This window comes from Micromonospora cremea (assembly GCF_900143515.1).
Lineage (GTDB): Bacteria > Actinomycetota > Actinomycetes > Mycobacteriales > Micromonosporaceae > Micromonospora > Micromonospora cremea.
On sequence record NZ_FSQT01000002.1, the window covers coordinates 1,177,214 to 1,193,819 of the forward strand.

Genomic DNA, 16,606 nt, shown 5'->3' on the forward strand with positions numbered 1-16,606 from the left:
CAAAACTGCAACCCGTTCAACCTACCACGGATTTTCGCGCCGTGGTCAATGTTGGACGGAATCTTCGGGCAACTTGGCGATCAGGGCCGTGAGCCCGGTCACGTCCAGCAGGTCGGCGGGGCGAACCGTCACCCCGTGCCGGACGTAGTGGAACGCCGCTCCCACCCGGTCGACCGGCACGCCGGCCAGCTCCGCCCAGGCCAGCCGATAGACGGCCAACTGCACCGCGGCCACCTCCGCCGCCGGGCCGGTGGGTTGCGCCCCGGTCTTCCAGTCCACCACGTCGAACCGGCCGCCCGGCCGGGCGAAGACCGCGTCCATCCGCCCCCGCACCACCACCCCGGCGATCACCGTGGCGAAGGGCACCTCCACCTCCACCGGCACCCGATCGGCCCACTCGCTGGCCAGGAAGCGCTCCTGAAGCTCGACGAGCGCCTCGTCCGGCGCGGCGTCCGCGTCGGCGGCGCCGGGCAGCTCGTCCACGTCGAGCAGCCGGTCGGCGCCGAAGCGCTGTTCCAGCCAGGCGTGGAAGGCGGTGCCGCGGCGGGCGTACGGGTTGGGCTCGGTGGGCACCGGGCGGCGCAACGCGCGGGCCAGCGCCGCCGGATCACGGCGCAACGCGACCAACTGGGTGACGCTCAGCTGCCCGGGCAGGGCCACCTCGACCGCGCCGGAGAGCCGGGTCAACTCCGCCCGCTCGGCCAGCAGCAGGTCCGCCTCGCGCCGCCAGCGCGCCACCTCCGGATCGACCTCCGGCTCGACCGGTCCACCGCCGACCACCACCTCGGCCGGGCCGTCGGTCATCAGGCGGCGAACCAGCGCGGCCGCCTCGGCCAGCGCCGGCCGGCGGCCGCCCAGCGGGTCGGCCGGCCACTCCGCGCGGAGCACCACCTCGGCGGTCGGGTTGGTCGCATCCGGGGTCGGTTCCGGCGCCCACGCGTCGACCAGGTGCCCCGGGCCGCCGTCCAGGCAGGCGTCGTACACCTCGCGCAGGAAGACCGACGGCCCGCGCGGGCGCTTGGTCCCCTCCCCCCACCAGTAACCGGAGCAGAGCAGCAGGCGGCGCGGCCGGGTGACGGCCACGTACGTCAGCCGCCGCTCCTCCCGCTCGTCGTGGGCCCGCCAGGCGTCGGTGAAGTCGGTCACCGCCCGGGCCACGGCCCGCTGGTCCGCCGCCTCGTCGAGCGCCAGCTCGGGCAACCCGTCGGCGTCGCCGCGCAGCGGGAACGGCAGCACCCCCAGCCCGCCCAGCCAGTGGTCGGAGTTGCGCACCGGCCCGGGCCACAGCCCTCGACTCAAGCCCGCCACCGCCACCACGTCCCACTCCAGGCCCTTGGCGGAGTGACCGGTGACCACCTGCACCGCGCCCTCCACCACCTCGACCTCGCCCGGGGCGAGCCCGCGCTCCTCATCCTCGGCGGCGGCCAGGTAGGACAGGAAGCCGGCGAGCGTCGCACCCGGGGTCTCCCCGCTGAACCGGGCCGCCACGTCACCGAGGGCGTCCAGGTGCCCCCGGGCCAGGCCGGCGTCGCCGGCGCCGTCCCGGCCGGCCCGCACCGCGACCTCCACGTCCAGGCCGATGGTCCGCTCGATGTCCGCGATCAGGTCCGGTAGCGACTGGTCCAGCCGGTAGCGCAGCAGCGCCAGCTCCCGGCCGTACGCGCGCAGCCGCGCGAAGCCCTCCGCCGAGTACGCCTGCGCCGGGCCGAGGTCGGCCAGCGCCTCCACCAGGGTCGCCTCGTCCAGCAGGTCGGGGCTGATCTCCGAGGTGTCGTCGGCGGCCACCTGTCGCCGGGCGTTGGCGATGGACCGGGCCCGCCGGTGCAGTGCCACCAGATCGCGCGGCCCGATCCGCCAGCGGGCGCCGGTGAGCAACCGCAGCAGCGCCGCCCCGTCGGTCGGGTCGGCCAGCACCCGCAGCGTGCAGACCACGTCGCGTACCTCGGGGGTGTCCAGCAGGCCGCCCAGCCCGACCACCTCGACCGGAAGGCCGCGCTCGCGCAGCGCCGACTCGATCGCCGGGATCTGGCTGCGAACCCGGACCAGCACGGCCGTCGTCGGCCGCTGCGCCACCGGAATGTGCTCGGGCACCGCGCCGGGCATCCGCGCCGCGCCGCGCCAGGCGGCGAGCACGCTGTCCGCGATCCAGCCCGCCTCGTCGGCGTACGTCGGCAGCAGGGCGCAATGCACCGTGCCGCCGGCCGCCCCACCGGGACTGCGGTGCGGGATCGGGTCCCGGACGGTCAGCGCGGAGCGCAGCTCCGGCACCCGGGCGCCGGCCGCGCGCAGCGGGGTGGACAGCGCGTTCGCCACCCGGAGGATCTCCGGGCGGTTGCGCCAGCTGGTGGTGAGCCCGAGCGCCTCGGCCGGCCGGCCGCCGGCCCGGGCGAACTCGGCGGGGAACCGGTCCAGGGTGCCGGCGCTGGCCCCCCGCCAGCCGTAGATCGACTGGCACGGGTCACCCACCGCGGTCACCGGATGCCCGCCGCCGAACAGCGCGTTGAGCAGCACCACCTGGGCGTGGCTGGTGTCCTGGTACTCGTCCAGCAGCACCACCCGGTAGCGGTCCCGCTCGATCTCGCCGACCCCCGGGTGGTCCCGGGCCACCCGGGCCGCCCGGGCGAGCTGGTCCGCGAAGTCCATCGCCTCGAAGTCCGCCTTGCGCCGGGCGTACGCCCGCACCAGCGGCAACAGCCGCAGCCGGGTCTGCTGGAGGGCGAGCGCCTTGCGCACGTCGGCGTAGACCCGGCCCGGCCGGGACTGCACCTCGGCGAAGAACCGCCCGGTCCAGGCGGCCAACTCGTCCGGGGCGACCAGGTGCTCGTCCAGCTCCCCGGCGAGGGCCAGCACCGCGTCGGTGATGGTGCTCGGCATCCGGTCCACCTCGGACATGTCGCCGTCGTAGTTGCGCACCAGCAGGTCGACCAGCTGCCAGCGGGAGGCCTCGGTGAGCAGCCGGGTGGACGGCTCGTAGCCGGCCCGCAACCCGTGCTCGGTGACGATCCGCCCGGCGTACGAGTGGTACGTGGAGACGGTGGGCTCGCCGGCGAGCGGGTCGTCCAGCGGGTCCCGGCCCTGCCGGCCGAGCCGGCGGATCAGCTGGTCGAGCCGGGTTCGTACCCGGTGGGCCAGCTCGCCGGCCGCCTTACGGGTGAAGGTCAGCCCGAGGATCTGCTCCGGCCGCACGTACGAGTTGGCCACCAGCCAGACCACCCGCGCGGCCATCGTCTCGGTCTTGCCGGACCCGGCCCCGGCGACGACCAGCAGCGGCTCCACCGGGGCGGCGATGATCGCTGCCTGCTCCCGGGTGGGCGCCGGCAGCCGCAGCAGCTTGGCCAGCTCCACCGGGGTGTACCGGGGGCCGGCGTCGGCCAGTCGGGGCGCCGGCGCCGGACCGGCGCCGAACAGAGCGGGCTGGGTCACGGGGCTACGCTCACTCCTCGCCCTCACGGCTGCTCCGGGTGGTCGGCGGCTCGACGACCTGGCGCCCCTGCCCGGAGACCGGGCAGCTGGTGCGCACCGGGCAGACCCGGCACTTCGAGTTGGCCACCGCGGCGAAGGTGGCAGCGGCCATCGTATCGGCGGTCCGCCGGACCAGCGCCGTCGCCCAGCCAGCCGCCGGACCCTCGCCGACCGCCGGCTGGTTCTGCTCCCTGGCGTCCTTGGCGGAGGTGCCGAGCTGCACCAGCGCGGCACCCCCGGACTCCTCGCCGAACTCGGCGAACGCCCCCGCCTCCACCGCCGCCTGGTACGCGCCGAGCTGCGGATGCTCGGCCAGATCGGTGCCGGTGACGGCGGTGGACTTGCCCGTCTTCAGGTCGATCACCACCAGCCGCCCGTCCTCGTCGACCTCCAGCCGGTCGACCCGGCCGGTCAGGTCGACCGGCCGGTGCGGGTCGTCCAGGCGGACCGCGAACTCGTGCTCGATGGCGAGCAGCCGGCGCGGGTTGGTGGCCAGCCAGCGCAGCAACTTGTCGACCATCGCCTCGGCGCGCTCCCGCTCCGGGCCGGCCATCCACCGGGCGGCCAACTCGATCGCGTCGAACCGGGCGGCCACGTAGTCGAGCAGAGCGCCCCGGTCGGCGCTGGCGTCCTCGGCGAGCATCGCGGCGGCGTGCACCAGGTTGCCCACGCCCTGGGCGGTGCTGGCCGGACCGCTGCCGCCGTGCCGTTCCAGCAGCCAGCGCAGGCTGCACCGCAACGCGCTCTCCATCGCCGACGGGGTGACCCGCACCGGCTCGCCGTCATCGACCAGCGGCCGGTCGTCGGAGAGCGCCCGCAGCCCCCACCAGTCGTCCGGATGCGCGCCGGGCACACCGGCGGCGGCGAGCCGGGCGAGCTCGGCCGCCGCGGCACGCTGCCGGAACGCCGGCGCGGCCGGGTCGGTGATTGCGGTACGCAGCTCGGCGACCAGCGCCGGCAGGGTGAGCGCCCGGGGTGACCGGGTGACCGGCAGCGCGCCGGGCCGGTCCGGCTCCCCGTCGCCGTCCTCCCCAGCGATCTCACCGCCGACGCCGGTAGCCGCGGCCGCGGGGGCGCCGTTGCCGCTGTGCGCGTTCGGCGCGCCGTTGCCGCTGTGCGCGTCAAGGGTGCCGTCGCCGGCGTCCGGGTTCGGATCGCCGTCGCCTGCGGGACCACTGGTCGGCGGGCCGGTGCGCGGACCGGGCGGACCGGACGGGCCGACCGGCCCGGCGCCGCCCGGCGGGGTGGGCGGCGCGGTGGGACCCAGCTCGTGCAGGAACCGGCTCGGCTGCTCCTCGTGATCGTCGCCGCCCACCGCGGCCGACGCCACGGCGGTGACCAGCAGCCGGTGTCGGGCGCGGCTGACGGCGACGTGGAAGAGCCGGCGTTCCTCGTCCAGCAACGCCGAGGTCTGACCCACCACGTTCGCCACGGTGGCGCCGCCGACGGACCGACCGGCCAGCACGTCGACCAGTCGCTCCGAGCCGAGCAGGCTGCCGCGCAGGCGCAGGTCCGGCCAGATGCCCTCCTGCACACCGGCCACCGCGACCAGGTCCCACTCCAGGCCCTTCGCGGCGTGCGCGGTGAGCAGCCGGACGGCCGCACCCCGGTCGGCGGTCGGGGCGATGGTGTCCGCCGGCAGGTCCTGACCGAGCACATGGTCGAGGAAGACCTCGGCGCGGGCGCCGGGAAGCCGGTCGGTGAACCGGGCCGCCGCGTCGAAGAGCACCAGCACGGCGTCCAGATCCCGGTCGGCCGCCTCGGCCCGCCGCCGCCGGGCCAGGTCGCCCTCGCCGGCCGCCGGTCGCCCCTGGCCGATCGCGCCGGCCCAGCGTTCGGCCAGCCCACTGGCGTGCCAGACGGCCCAGAGCACGTCCTCGGCGGTCGCGCCAAGCCGGGCGGCGGCCGCGCGGGCGGTGGCCAGCAGCTCGGCCACCGCCTGCGCCGGCTCCGCCCACCGCCGCTCGATGCCGGCCAACTCGGCCGGGTCACGCAACGCCTCGACGATCAGCTCCCCGGACGGGCGACGGTCTCCGCCGGACAGTGCCAGAGCGCGCAGGCCCTGCCGCAGCCGCCGCTCGGCCAGCGGGTCCGCCCCGCCCAGCGGCGAGTGCAGCAGCGCGACCGCCGCCTCCTCGTCCAGGCGGTCCGGCTCCAGCGCGCAGCGCAGCAGGAGCAGCAGCGGGGCCACCGCCGGTTGCAGGTGCAGCGGCAGGTCCTCGCCGTGCACCACGGTGGGTACGCCGGCAGCGTGCAGCGCCCGTTGCAGGGTGGGCAGCTGCAACGCGGTCGACCGCACCAGCACCGCCATCCGCGACCAGGGCACGCCGTCGAGCAGGTGCGCGGAGCGCAGCGCGTGCGCCAGCCAGGCGGCCTCGCTGGTCGCCGAGCGGAACGTGTGCACCTCGGCGACGCCGGCCGGCGCATCCGGCAGCGGGTGCAGCCGGCGGTGCGCCGCCGGACCCCGCAGTCGGCGGCTCAGCCGGGCGATCGCCGCGAGCAGGCCCGGCCCGGCCCGGTAGGACGTGGTCAACAGCACCTGCGCGGCCGGCGCCCCCGAGGCGGTCCGGAACCGGTGCGGGAAGGTGCTCACCCCGGCCGGGTCGGCGCCGCGGAAGGCGTACGTGGAGGAATCCGGGTCGGCGAAGGCGACCAGCGGCTTGCCGCCGCCGGCGATCACCGAGAGCAGTTCGAGCTGGGCGGGGTCGGTGTCGGCCAGTTCGTCGACGTACACGTGGGCGAGCCGGCGGCGCTCGGCGGCCAGCAGCTCCTCGTCGTCGCGCAGCAACCCGGTCGCCGCCCGGACCAGCTCGGCCGGGTCGTACGCGATCGAGCCCCGGTTGCTGACGTCGCGCAGCGCGAGCACCGCGACGTACTCCCGCAGGAAGCGCGCGGCGGCCGGCCAGTCGGCGCGGCCGAGCTTCTCGCCGAGCCGGGCCAGGTCGGCCGGGCCGATGCCACGCTCGGCGGCACGCATGAGCAGGTCGCGCAGTTGGCCGGCGAAGGCTCGGGTCCGCAGGGCCGGCCGGAGATCCGTCGGCCAGCCGACCGGGTCGTCCTCGGGCTCCTCGCCCACCACGTCCAGCAGCTCGCGAATGATCAGATCCTGCTCGGGGCCGGTGAGCAGCCGGGGTGACGGCTCGCCACGTTCGGCGGCGGCGCGGCGGAGCAGCCCGAAGGCGTACGCCGGGAAGGTGCGCACCAGGGGCTCACGCAGCACCCGGTGGCCGTCCTGCGCCACCCGGGCCTCGATGCGCTGGCGTAGTGCGGTAGCGCCTCGACGGCCGAAGGTCAGCACCAGGATCCGTTCGGGGTCGACCCCCTCGGTCACCCGGGCGGCGACCGCCTCGACCAGGGTGCTGGTCTTGCCGGTGCCCGGCCCGCCGAGCACCAGCATCGGCCCGTCGGTGTGCCCGACCACCTCGGCCTGCACCGGATCGACCCGTCGGCCGGCTCCCCCGGCACCGGGCCCGGCTGCCCGCTCGTGCCCGTCCCGACTGTCCGCCCCGCTGGGGGCGGACAGCGCAGCCCCACCGGCAGGCACGGTGCCGCCCTCAGCCGCGCCGCTACCGGCGGGCACGGTGCCGTCGGCAGGCACGCCCCCGTCCCCCCGCGCCGGCCCTCCGGACCGCCGCACCAACCGGTACGCCTGCATCAGCTCATCCCATCACGCCCATACGACACCCCACCCACCCCCAACCCCCACCCGGCCCACCCCACCCCACCAGCTCCGTCGATCATGAAGTTAGCGGCGCGACACGCCGACGGCTGCGCCGCTAACTTCATGATCGACTGGGTGGGGTGGGGTGGGGGGCGGGGGGTCAGGTTAGGTGGGATTCCAGGGCGTCCAGGGCGGTGGGGATGGAGTTGGCCACGGTGAGGAGCTGGAGGCCGGCCGGCTTGAGGAAATGCTGGTCGGCGAGCGTGCCGAGCCAGTCCAGCAGCGGCCGGTAGAAACCGTCGGTGTCGATCAGCACCATCGGCTTGGTGTGCAGGGTGAGGGTGGCGGTGGTCCAGACCTCGAACAGCTCGTCCAGGGTGCCCAGCCCGCCGGGGAGCGTCAGGAACGCGTCCGACTTGTCGATCATCAGGGTCTTACGGGTGGCCATCGAGTCGGTCACCAGCAGCTCATCCGAGGCCAGGTCGGCGACCTCCAGGTCCACCAGCGCCTGCGGGATGACGCCCAGGGTGCGGCCACCGGCAGCCCGGGCGCCGTCCGCCAGCGCGCCCATCATGCCGACGCAGCCGCCGCCGCTGACCAGAGTGTGCCCGCGCCGGGCCAGCTCCGCGCCGGTCTCGGCGGCCAGGTCCAGCCAGCGCTGGTCGAGGGTACGGGAGGAGGCGCAGAAGACGCAGATAGCCGCCATCAGCTCTCCCGCGGCTGGTCGGCCGCTTGCTCCGCGGCGGCCCGCTGGTCGGCACCGGTACGGGCGACGGCCTCGTCGCGGACCGCCTCCTGCTCGGCGGAGAGCGTCGCCTCGGCCTCGATGATGTGCCGGACCGCCGCGTTGACGTCGTCGGTGAGGCAGATCAGCTCCAGGTCGACGGGCCCGATCTTTCCACCTGTGGCCATCGTGTCGCGCATCCAGTCGAGCAGCCCCTGCCAGTAGGCGACCCCCATCAGCACCACCGGGAACCGGGTGACCTTGCCGGTCTGCACCAGGGTGAGCGCCTCGAACAGCTCGTCCATGGTGCCGAACCCGCCGGGCAGCACCACGAACGCCTGCGCGTACTTGACGAACATCGTCTTGCGGGCGAAGAAGTAGCGGAAGTCGATGGCCAGGTCGACCCATTCGTTGATGCCCTGCTCGAACGGGAGCTCGATGCCGAGCCCGACGGAGAGCCCGCCGGCCTCACTGGCCCCCCGGTTGGCGGCCTCCATCACCCCCGGCCCACCACCGGTGATCACCGCGTAGCCGGCCCGGGCCAGCGCGCCGCCCAGCTGCTCGGCCAGGCGGCACTCGACGGTGTCCGGGCCGCTGCGCGCGGAGCCGAAGACGCAGACCGCCGGCGGCAGGTCGGCGAGCGTGTCGAAGCCCTCGACGAACTCGGAGAGGATGCGCAGCGCCCGCCAGGCGTCCCTGGTCTTCCAGTCACCCCGCCCTTGCGAGTCCAGCAGCCGCTGGTCGGCGGTGCTGCTCGGGATCGCCCCCCGGCGCAGCGTCACCGCGCCCCGATGCCGCTCCTGTCCGGGACCGCGGCCCGCCTCCCGCCCGTTGCTCTGGCTCATGGGAGCAACCGTAGTGGAGCGGCAGCTGTCGGGGGTGCGGGGCGCGGACGCCGAGAAATAGTTCGAGATCTTGGGCAACTATTCGGCTCGCTCGTACGTCTTACTATTCACATACCGGGTATGCCCCGGCGCGCGCCTTCGGGGGAGGAGACAGCGTGATCAGCAACAGCGAGATGATCCGGATCCGTCGCCAGATGCAGCGACGGATCCGAGACGTGGTGGCCGAGCGCCGCCGCACCCGCCAACTGGACGAACCCCTCCCCCTCACCCCGTCCGGAGCTGATCAAGAGGTTTGCGTCGCCGACAACGGGCCCGGCTGACGCAAACCTCTTGATCACCGGCACGGGGGCGGGATCGGGGTCAGGCTGGGGCCAGCCAGCGGTGCAGGGTCGCGGCGCCGTCGCGGATCTTGGTGATCTCGACGTGCTCGTCCGGATGGTGGGCCAGGTTGGGGTCGCCCGGGCCGAAGTTCAGCGCGGGGATGCCCATGGCCGCGAACCGGGCCACGTCCGTCCAGCCCAGCTTGCCGATCGGCGCCGCGCCGACCGCCGCCAGGAACTCCTTCGCCGGGGCCGCCTCCAGCCCGGGCAGGGCACCGGCCGCCACGTCGGTCACGGCCAGCTCGAAACCCGCGAAGACCTCCCGCAGATGCGCCTCCGCCTCCGCGGGGGTGCGGTCCGGAGCGAACCGGTAGTTGACCTCGATCTCACACCGGTCCGGAACCACGTTGCCGGCCACCCCGCCGTGGATCCGCACCGCGTTCATGCCCTCGCGGTAGTCGCAGCCGTCGATGGTGACCCGGCGCGCCTCGTACGTCTGGAGCCGCCGGAGCACCTCGCCGGCGGCGTGGATGGCGTTGACCCCGTGCCAGGAGCGCGCCGAGTGGGCCCGTACGCCGGTGGTGGTGACCACCGACCGCATGGTGCCCTGGCAGCCCGCCTCGACGATGCCGTACGTCGGCTCCAGCAGGACGGCGAAGTCCGCCTCCAGCCACTCCGGGTACGCCTGCGCGACCAGGTTCAGCCCGTTGTACCGGGACTCGATCTCCTCGGCCTCGTAGAAGAAGTACGTCACGTCGTAGCGCGGCTCGGGCAGGGTCACGGCGAGGTGCAACGCGTACGCCACGCCGGACTTCATGTCCGAGGTGCCGCAGCCGTACATCAGGTCGCCGCGCATGGTCGACGGGAAGTTGTTGTTCAGCGGCACCGTGTCCAGGTGCCCGGCCAGCACGACGCGCTGCGAGCGGCCCAGGTCGGTGCGCGCCATCACCGTGTTGCCGTGCCGGTGGGTGGTCAGGTGCGGTACGCCCCGCAGCACCTCTTCAACGCAGTCGGCGATCGCCTTCTCGTTGAGGGACACGGACTCGATGTCTACCAGAGCGCGGGTCAGCGCCACCGGATCGGCGAGGACCTCGGGGGTCAGCGGGTTCTCCATGGTTCGCACGGTACCTTCAGGTCTGTCAGCGCGAGGAGTGAGCTTGCGGCCTTCGCAGCCCCGACCGAGAGGTGCAACAGTGACGTCCGCAGATTCGGCCTGGGGCATCGGCCTGGCCACCGTCACGGCCGACGAGCAGGTGCTCGACACCTGGTACCCGACCGGCAAGCTGGGCCTGGGTGAGCTGCCGCTGGTCGCCGGTGAGGACGAGACCGACGTGCTCGACCTGCCGCCGGCCGCGCTCGGCGACCGGTCGCTGCCCGGTCTGCGTACCGTCCAGGTGGTCACCGTGATCGGCTCGCTGGACGACCCGATCAAGGACGCCCCGGACGCGTACCTCCGGCTGCACCTGCTCTCGCACCGCCTGGTCCGGCCCAACCAGCTCAACCTGGACGGCATCTTCGGCAAGCTGGCCAACGTGGCGTGGACCTCCGCCGGGCCGTGCCCGCCGGAGCGGGTCGACGAGCTGCGGGTGATCGAGCGGGCCGCCGGCCGCCACCTGGCGGTGTACGGGGTGGACAAGTTCCCCCGGATGACCGACTACGTGGTGCCCGCCGGTGTACGGATCGCCGACGCGGACCGGGTCCGGCTCGGCGCACACCTGGCCGCCGGCACCACGGTGATGCACGAGGGCTTCGTCAACTTCAACGCCGGCACGGTGGGCACCTCGATGGTGGAGGGTCGGATCGTGCAGGGCGTGCTGGTCGGCGACGGCTCCGACGTCGGTGGCGGCGCCTCGATCATGGGCACCCTCTCCGGTGGCGGCACCGAGAAGGTGAGCATCGGTGAGCGGAGCCTGATCGGCGCGAACGCCGGCGTCGGCATCTCACTCGGCGACGACTGCGTGGTCGAGGCCGGCTGCTACATCACCGCCGCCTCGAAGATCACTCTGCCGGACGGCCGGGTGGTCAAGGCCCGCGAGCTCTCCGGCGTCGACGGCCTGCTGTTCTGGCGCAACTCGGTGACCGGCGCGCTGGAGGCCCGCCCGCGCACCGGCCGGGGCATCGAGCTGAACGCCGCCCTGCACGCCAACGACTGACGGCCCCGCCGGGTCCGCGGCGCTCGGCCGCGGACCCGACGGGGTACGCCTCAGCGCAGCCGGTACGCCTGGATGATCCGTTCGGTCACCGTGTTGCCGGCGGCGTCCCGGGCGGTGGCCCGCAGGGACGCGTATCCGGCCCCGGCGGGATGCCGGACGGTGGCCGTCCAACCGTTCCCACCGTGCCGAACGTGGGCGGGTCGCCAGCTCTGGCCGCCGTCGTACGAGACGTCCACGGTCAACCCGGTCACCCGCGACCCGGCGGCGCCGGGCTGCCGCTGCACCTGCACCGGAATGACCAGGGTCCGGCCGGCCCGGGCGGCGTTGGTGTCGTCGAGCGGTGGCGTGAACCGGATGGCGGACACCGCCAGCGCCCGGTGGTCCTCACCCGGCACGTGCCGGGACCGGAACGTCCATGCCGTGCTGACCTCGGTGCTGAGATCCGTGAAGCTCCGCTTCGCCGAAACCTCCAGCCGGTAGTCAGCGGCACCGGGCGGCACCGTGAACTGCCCGAAACCGGGCTCCGGCGACTCGCCCACCAGCACACCCTCGCGGTAGAGGGCGGTCCGATCGGTGTCGCCGTACGAAATGCCGGCGTGCCCCTCGGCGTCGCTGTGCAGCGGCACGTCCACCTGGATCTCATCACCGAGCCGGGTGACGCCCTGCCCGGGCCAGCGCGGGGCCGGGAAGGACGGCCCGTACGGCGCGCTGTTCCAGCTCTCCCGGGTGTGCCGCCCGGGCCGGTACGCCCGTGGTTCGGCGCTCAGCGACATCTTCCGCTCCGGCCACCCCTCGTCGGTGGGTACCGCGAACATCAGCTCGGAGGACCAGCGCAGCCCGCGGGTGTTGTAGTGCTCGACCCGCTGCCCCGGCACCGCGGTGGGCAGGCCGACCCCCCAGGCGCCCAGATCCGGGTCGAGGTGCGGGAAGACCAGCCGCTCGGCGACCAGGCCCGGATAGCCGCCCCGGAACTGGTGCGTGACGCTGGCCAACTCGCGACTGCGGTAGGTCTTGTCGAAGCCGGTCGGCATCCGACCGGGGAACTTCTCGGCGAGCGCGTACAGGTAGGGGCTGTTGGCGACCTCCGGCTGCCTCCACTGGCTGCTCACCGTGGCGAAGAACCGGTCGCCGGAGACCGCGCGACCGAGGTGCCCGGTGGTCAGCCCGGTGAAATCGACTGAGATCACGCCGAACCCGTAATAGTCGCCGTCGCCGGTGACCCAGTTCGCTCCGATGTCCACGAGCGCCGGCGCGGCCGAGCGCTCCGGAACGGCGGTGCGCACCGGCCGGGCCTTCCGGGCGTCGACGGTGAGGGTGGTGTCGCCGTCGATGATCAGCTCCGGCTGGGCCAGCTGGGCGAGCCCGTCCTCGGCGAAGAGGAGGCTGACGAGTCCGTAGCGGCCCTTCGGCATCCGGGTGTCGACGGTGCCGTCCGGGTCGTACAGGTCGTAGGTGGCGAAGGTGTCCAGGTTGACGAGACCGGTGAGGTGGTCGGTGGCGGCCGCACCGGTGGCGTCCAGGTGTCGCACGGTGAGCTGGTAGCTCTCCACTTCCCGGTTCACCGCGACCGGGGTGACCGCCACGGCCGTCCCGGAGCGGGCCACGATCCGCCCGGTCCAGTAGCCGTCCGTTCCGAGTCGGGTGTCCGCGGTGACGGTGGTGCCGGCGGTGCCGCCGGCCGGCACGGTGACCTGGCTCGCGCCGAGGGCGAACATGCCGGCGGGCGCCGGCTGGCCGTCCGGGCCGGTCACCTCGAGGGTCAGGTCCAGGGTGAGCGGGTCCGGGCCGTCGTTGCGCCAGCCGACCTCCCTGGTGACCGGGGTGTCGTCGCCGTGCGGCCAGGCCGGCTGGCCGAAGGAGACGCTGACCGGGTCACTGACCACCCGCTGGGTGATCGCCCGGGCCACGTCGACCCGGCCGGCGCCCTGCTGGAAGGCGGTCTGCGCCGGGTGCGGCTTCGCCGAGGCCATCAGGGTGGCCTTGAGCTGGGCCGCCGCCCAGTCGGTGTGCTGCTGGGCGAGCAGCGCCACCGCGCCGGTGACGTGCGGCGCGGCCATCGAGGTGCCGGAGAGCGAGACGTACTGCTCCCCCACCGGCTCGCCGAGCAGCGTGCCGTCGCCGCGGGCGGCGACGATCTCCACGCCGGGCGCGGTCAGGTCCGGCTTCAGCCCGCCGTCGCCCACCCGTGGCCCCCGGCTGGAGAAGTCGGCCAGCGCGTCGTCACGGTCCACCGCGCCCACGGCGAGGGCGGCGTCCGCCGTGCTCGGTGAGCCGACCGAGCCGTCGGTGCCGTCGTTGCCGGCGGAGATCACGAAGAGAGCGCCGGTCTGCGCGGTCAGCGCCTCGACGGCCGCCTCCAGCGGGTCGACGTCGGGCGTGTCGCGACCGCCCAGGCTCATGTTGATCACGTCGGCGTGCTGGTCGACGGCGGCCCACTGCATGCCGGCCAAAATCGCCGACTCCGGGCAGCCCGCCTCCTCACAGACCTTGCCGTTGAGCAGCGTGGCGTCCGGGGCGACGCCCCGGTAGCTACCGCCGGAGGCGGCGCCGCTGCCGGCGATGATCGAGGCGACGTGGGTGCCGTGCCCGACGGCGTCACCGGCCCCGGAGGCCTCGGTGAAGTTCTGCGACTCGGCGACCCGGCCGGTCAGCTCGGGGTGGTTGACGTCGATGCCGGTGTCCAGCACGGCGACGCGTACACCCTGGCCGGTGAAGCCCGCCTGGTGCGCGGCCGGCGCGCCGATCTGCGGCACGCTGTGGTCCAGGGTGATCTGCCGGCGGCCGTCGAGCCAGATCCGGTCGGCACCCCCCGCCGTGCCGACCCGGGCGCCGGCGCCGGTGAGCGCCGGCCAGACCGTCGCGACTCGCTGCTTGTCGGCCCTCGCGGCGACACCGCCGATGGCCGGCAGTTGTGTGGTGACGGTCAGTCCGGCGGGAGCGGCGGCGCTCCGGCGGGCGCCCGCGTCACCGGTCACCAGCACCGGCAGGTGGTCGCGGCGGGCGTCGTCGTAGCCGGCGGCGATCAGCCCGGTCACGTCGAACAGCCGCCGGTCGACCCGGCCGGCGCGGACCAGTGGCAGGGCATCCTGCGGCAGCACCGTGAGGTGACCGTCGTCGCGGGTGGTGAGGAAGCGGATGTCGGTACGCCCGGGACCGGGACGCACGGCGGCGGACCCGGACGCGGTGACGGTGACCCGGTCCCCGGTGAGCAGGGTGACGGTGGTCGTCGGAGATGCGGCGTCGGTCGAGGTGCGCCCGACGGCGTCCGGGGTGGCGGCGGTGGTCGACGGGGCTGCCACGGCGACCGCCGGACTGCCCAGCACGAGGGCGACTACGGCCGCGGCGGCCATTCTGCTGCTTCGATGCAACGGATCCTCCTCGGTGGAGCGCCGTTACGAATAGAGACGCATTGACCACCGTCAGAGTTGCATACCACGTATGCATAAGGAAGACGAAAAAGTGACGGACTAACCAACCCGTACCCAGTCGGAACGGCATCATCGACCGGGTGACCTCCATGAAGGACCGAATGCTCGCCGGTGAGCCTTACCTCGCCGACGATCCCGAGATCATCGCCGACCTGGACCGGGCCGCCCGGCTGATGGAACGCTTCAACACCAGCTCCGCCGCCGACGAGGACGCTCGCCTCGCGGCGCTCCGCGACCTGCTCGGCGAGCTGGGCGAGGGCACCTGGATCCGGCCACCGTTCTACTGCGACTACGGCTGGCAGATCCGGATCGGGCCACGCAGCTTCGTCAACTACCAGGCGGTCTTCCTCGACGTCGCCCCGATCATCCTCGGCGCGGACGTCCAGGTCGGACCGAACGTGCAGCTGCTGACTCCGACGCACCCGGTGGAACCCGGGACACGCCGGAACAAGTGGGAAGCGGCGAAGCCGATCACCATCGGCGACAACGCCTGGCTCGGCGGCGGCGCGATCGTGCTGGCCGGGGTGACGATCGGTGCGAACACCGTCGTCGGCGCCGGCGCGGTGGTGACCCGCGACCTGCCCGCCAACGTGGTCGCGGTCGGCAACCCGGCCCGGCCGGTCCGCCAGCTGGACTGATCAGCGCGGCCCGACACGGCCCGACGCGACACGGCCTGACGCGACGTGGCCCGACACGGCCCGGCCCGACGCGGCCCCGGCGCCCGGGTCAGGGCGAAGGCGGCTCGGGCAGGCGGACCACCAAGTCGGCGGTGCCAGCGGTGCCGGTGACCAGGGAGGCATTGGCCTCATCGCTGCCCAGCGCCCAGGCCCGCGCCTGCTCCGGCGACCGCCCGAACGCCTCGTGCCGGGCGGTCAGCCGGCGCTGCCGCAGCTCTGCGTCCAGATCGAGGAACCAGGCCTCGTGCAGCAGCGACCGGATCTCCTGCCACGGAAAGTCCGGCAGCAGCAGATAGTTGCCCTCCGTCACCACCAGCCGGACCGATGGCGGCACCTCGATCGCCCCGGCCACCGGCTCCTCCAGATCCCGGCGGAACTCCGGCACGTAGACCGAGGTCGGCTCCAGCCGGTGCAACCGGCGCAGCAACGAGACGTACCCGTTGGCGTCGAAGGTGTCCACCGCGCCCTTGCGGTCGGCGCGTCCCAGCCGGACCAGCTGCGACTGCGCCAGGTGAAAGCCGTCCATCGGCACCAGCCGGGCGGTCGGACCGACCCCGGCAACGATCTGCTCGGCCAACGTGGACTTCCCGGCGCCCGGCGCGCCGGCGATGCCGAGCAGTTGCCGCGGACCGGCGTCGGCCAGCGCCCGCGCCCGCGCCACCAACTCGTCAACGGAGAGCACCCGGGCCGGCGGCATCAGCCCAGAACCGGTTGGCTGATGGTGAACCGCGCCTGCACGGCCGCCTGGACGGTCTGTGGCTGCGGGTCCAGCTCCAGCTCCGGCCCGCCGCCGCCCCCGTCGTACGCCGCGCGGGCGAACATCGGCCGGTCGCCCGGGCCGGCGTCGGCCAGCTCGATCAGCGAGGTGACCCGGGCGCCCAGCGCCTCGGCGTACTCCCGGGCGCGCAGCAGCGCGTCGGTGATCGCCGCGTGCCGCGCCTCGCGGTGTGCGGGGCTGTCCGGGCGCAGCTCCCACCAGGGGCCGGCCACCTCGACCTGGTCCTGGTCGGCCAGCCGGAGCATCAGCTCACCGAGGGCGGTGAAGTCGGTGACGGTGACCGTGGTGGTCACGCTGCCGTGCCAGGCCACCACCCGCTCGCCCGAACGCCGGGTCTCCGGCCGGACCCGCAGGTCGCCGGTCTCCCGCCGGGCCACGACCGGCTCGGAGCTGTCCAGCAGCACCCGGACGGCGGCGGCCCGCTCGGCCAGCCGGGTCAGCGTGGCCTCCCGGTCCCGGTCCCGGGCCGTCGCGGTGACCGCGAAACGGGCCAGCTCGGGCGGCACCTCCCGGTACGCCTCGCCGCGCACCTGCACCACCGGGCCATCCAAAGCCATA

Annotated in this window: 11 protein-coding genes; 3 read left to right on the forward strand and 8 right to left on the reverse strand. The window is 74.3% G+C overall.

Annotation, left to right across the window (positions count from 1 at the left end; genetic code table 11):
• Window positions 1-45: 45 nt before the first annotated feature.
• The 4 genes from BUS84_RS18775 to BUS84_RS18795 form a co-directional block, all read right to left on the reverse strand.
• Window positions 46-3,423 carry an ATP-dependent helicase gene (locus BUS84_RS18775; protein WP_074314292.1) on the reverse strand — a complete coding sequence of 1,126 codons (3,378 nt, stop codon included), beginning with the start codon at window positions 3,421-3,423 and terminating at the stop codon, window positions 46-48.
• A 10-nt stretch (window positions 3,424-3,433) separates the two neighbouring features.
• Entirely contained in the window at window positions 3,434-7,117 is a 3,684-nt protein-coding gene (locus BUS84_RS18785) for an ATP-dependent helicase (protein WP_143728458.1), read from the reverse strand.
• Between the two features lie 166 nt (window positions 7,118-7,283).
• Window positions 7,284-7,829 (reverse strand): LOG family protein, encoded by a 546-nt coding sequence (locus tag BUS84_RS18790; RefSeq protein WP_074314296.1) that lies wholly within the window; start codon window positions 7,827-7,829, stop codon window positions 7,284-7,286.
• Window positions 7,829-8,692 carry an LOG family protein gene (locus BUS84_RS18795; RefSeq protein WP_074314298.1) on the reverse strand — a complete coding sequence of 288 codons (864 nt, stop codon included), beginning with the start codon at window positions 8,690-8,692 and terminating at the stop codon, window positions 7,829-7,831. Before BUS84_RS18795 ends, BUS84_RS18790 begins: the two co-directional genes overlap by 1 nt.
• Window positions 8,693-8,847: 155 nt before the next feature.
• Between BUS84_RS18795 and BUS84_RS38295 the strand changes: the two genes are divergently transcribed.
• Window positions 8,848-9,012: a hypothetical protein gene (locus tag BUS84_RS38295; RefSeq protein ID WP_159451048.1), complete on the forward strand. Its 165-nt coding sequence runs from the start codon at window positions 8,848-8,850 to the stop codon at window positions 9,010-9,012.
• A 40-nt stretch (window positions 9,013-9,052) separates the two neighbouring features.
• Here the strand turns inward: BUS84_RS38295 and dapE are convergent, their stop codons facing one another.
• Window positions 9,053-10,126, reverse strand: coding sequence for a succinyl-diaminopimelate desuccinylase (gene dapE, locus BUS84_RS18800; RefSeq protein WP_074314300.1), 1,074 nt, complete (start codon window positions 10,124-10,126; stop codon window positions 9,053-9,055).
• A 79-nt stretch (window positions 10,127-10,205) separates the two neighbouring features.
• Between dapE and dapD the strand changes: the two genes are divergently transcribed.
• Entirely contained in the window at window positions 10,206-11,165 is a 960-nt protein-coding gene (dapD, locus tag BUS84_RS18805) for a 2,3,4,5-tetrahydropyridine-2,6-dicarboxylate N-succinyltransferase (protein ID WP_074314302.1), read from the forward strand.
• Window positions 11,166-11,215: 50 nt separating this feature from the next.
• On the opposite strand, the gene BUS84_RS18810 is transcribed toward dapD, so the two are convergent.
• Entirely contained in the window at window positions 11,216-14,515 is a 3,300-nt protein-coding gene (locus BUS84_RS18810) for a S8 family serine peptidase (protein ID WP_074314304.1), read from the reverse strand.
• Between the two features lie 158 nt (window positions 14,516-14,673).
• Between BUS84_RS18810 and BUS84_RS18815 the strand changes: the two genes are divergently transcribed.
• Window positions 14,674-15,231: a sugar O-acetyltransferase gene (locus BUS84_RS18815; RefSeq protein ID WP_074314305.1), complete on the forward strand. Its 558-nt coding sequence runs from the start codon at window positions 14,674-14,676 to the stop codon at window positions 15,229-15,231.
• Window positions 15,232-15,319: 88 nt separating this feature from the next.
• On the opposite strand, the gene BUS84_RS18820 is transcribed toward BUS84_RS18815, so the two are convergent.
• Together BUS84_RS18820 and BUS84_RS18825 are read right to left on the reverse strand one after the other, a co-directional pair.
• A complete protein-coding gene (locus BUS84_RS18820) occupies window positions 15,320-15,967 on the reverse strand; it encodes a nucleoside/nucleotide kinase family protein (protein WP_074314307.1) in 648 nt (215 codons plus the stop codon).
• Window positions 15,967-16,605, reverse strand: coding sequence for an SIMPL domain-containing protein (locus BUS84_RS18825; RefSeq protein WP_074314309.1), 639 nt, complete (start codon window positions 16,603-16,605; stop codon window positions 15,967-15,969). The genes BUS84_RS18820 and BUS84_RS18825 overlap by 1 nt, the downstream gene beginning before the upstream one ends.
• Window position 16,606 lies beyond the last annotated feature (1 nt).

Bases quoted from the DNA above. Each gene is read 5' to 3' on its own strand.
- dapE (WP_074314300.1), bottom strand. From the start codon at position 10,126: ATGGAGAACCCGCTGACCCCCGAGGTCCTCGCCGATCCGGTGGCGCTG.
- BUS84_RS18825 (WP_074314309.1), bottom strand. From the start codon at position 16,605: ATGGCTTTGGATGGCCCGGTGGTGCAGGTGCGCGGCGAGGCGTACCGG.
- BUS84_RS18795 (WP_074314298.1), bottom strand. From the start codon at position 8,692: ATGAGCCAGAGCAACGGGCGGGAGGCGGGCCGCGGTCCCGGACAGGAG.
- BUS84_RS18810 (WP_074314304.1), bottom strand. From the start codon at position 14,515: ATGGCCGCCGCGGCCGTAGTCGCCCTCGTGCTGGGCAGTCCGGCGGTC.
- BUS84_RS18820 (WP_074314307.1), bottom strand. From the start codon at position 15,967: ATGCCGCCGGCCCGGGTGCTCTCCGTTGACGAGTTGGTGGCGCGGGCG.
- BUS84_RS18785 (WP_143728458.1), bottom strand. From the start codon at position 7,117: ATGCAGGCGTACCGGTTGGTGCGGCGGTCCGGAGGGCCGGCGCGGGGG.
- BUS84_RS18790 (WP_074314296.1), bottom strand. From the start codon at position 7,829: ATGGCGGCTATCTGCGTCTTCTGCGCCTCCTCCCGTACCCTCGACCAG.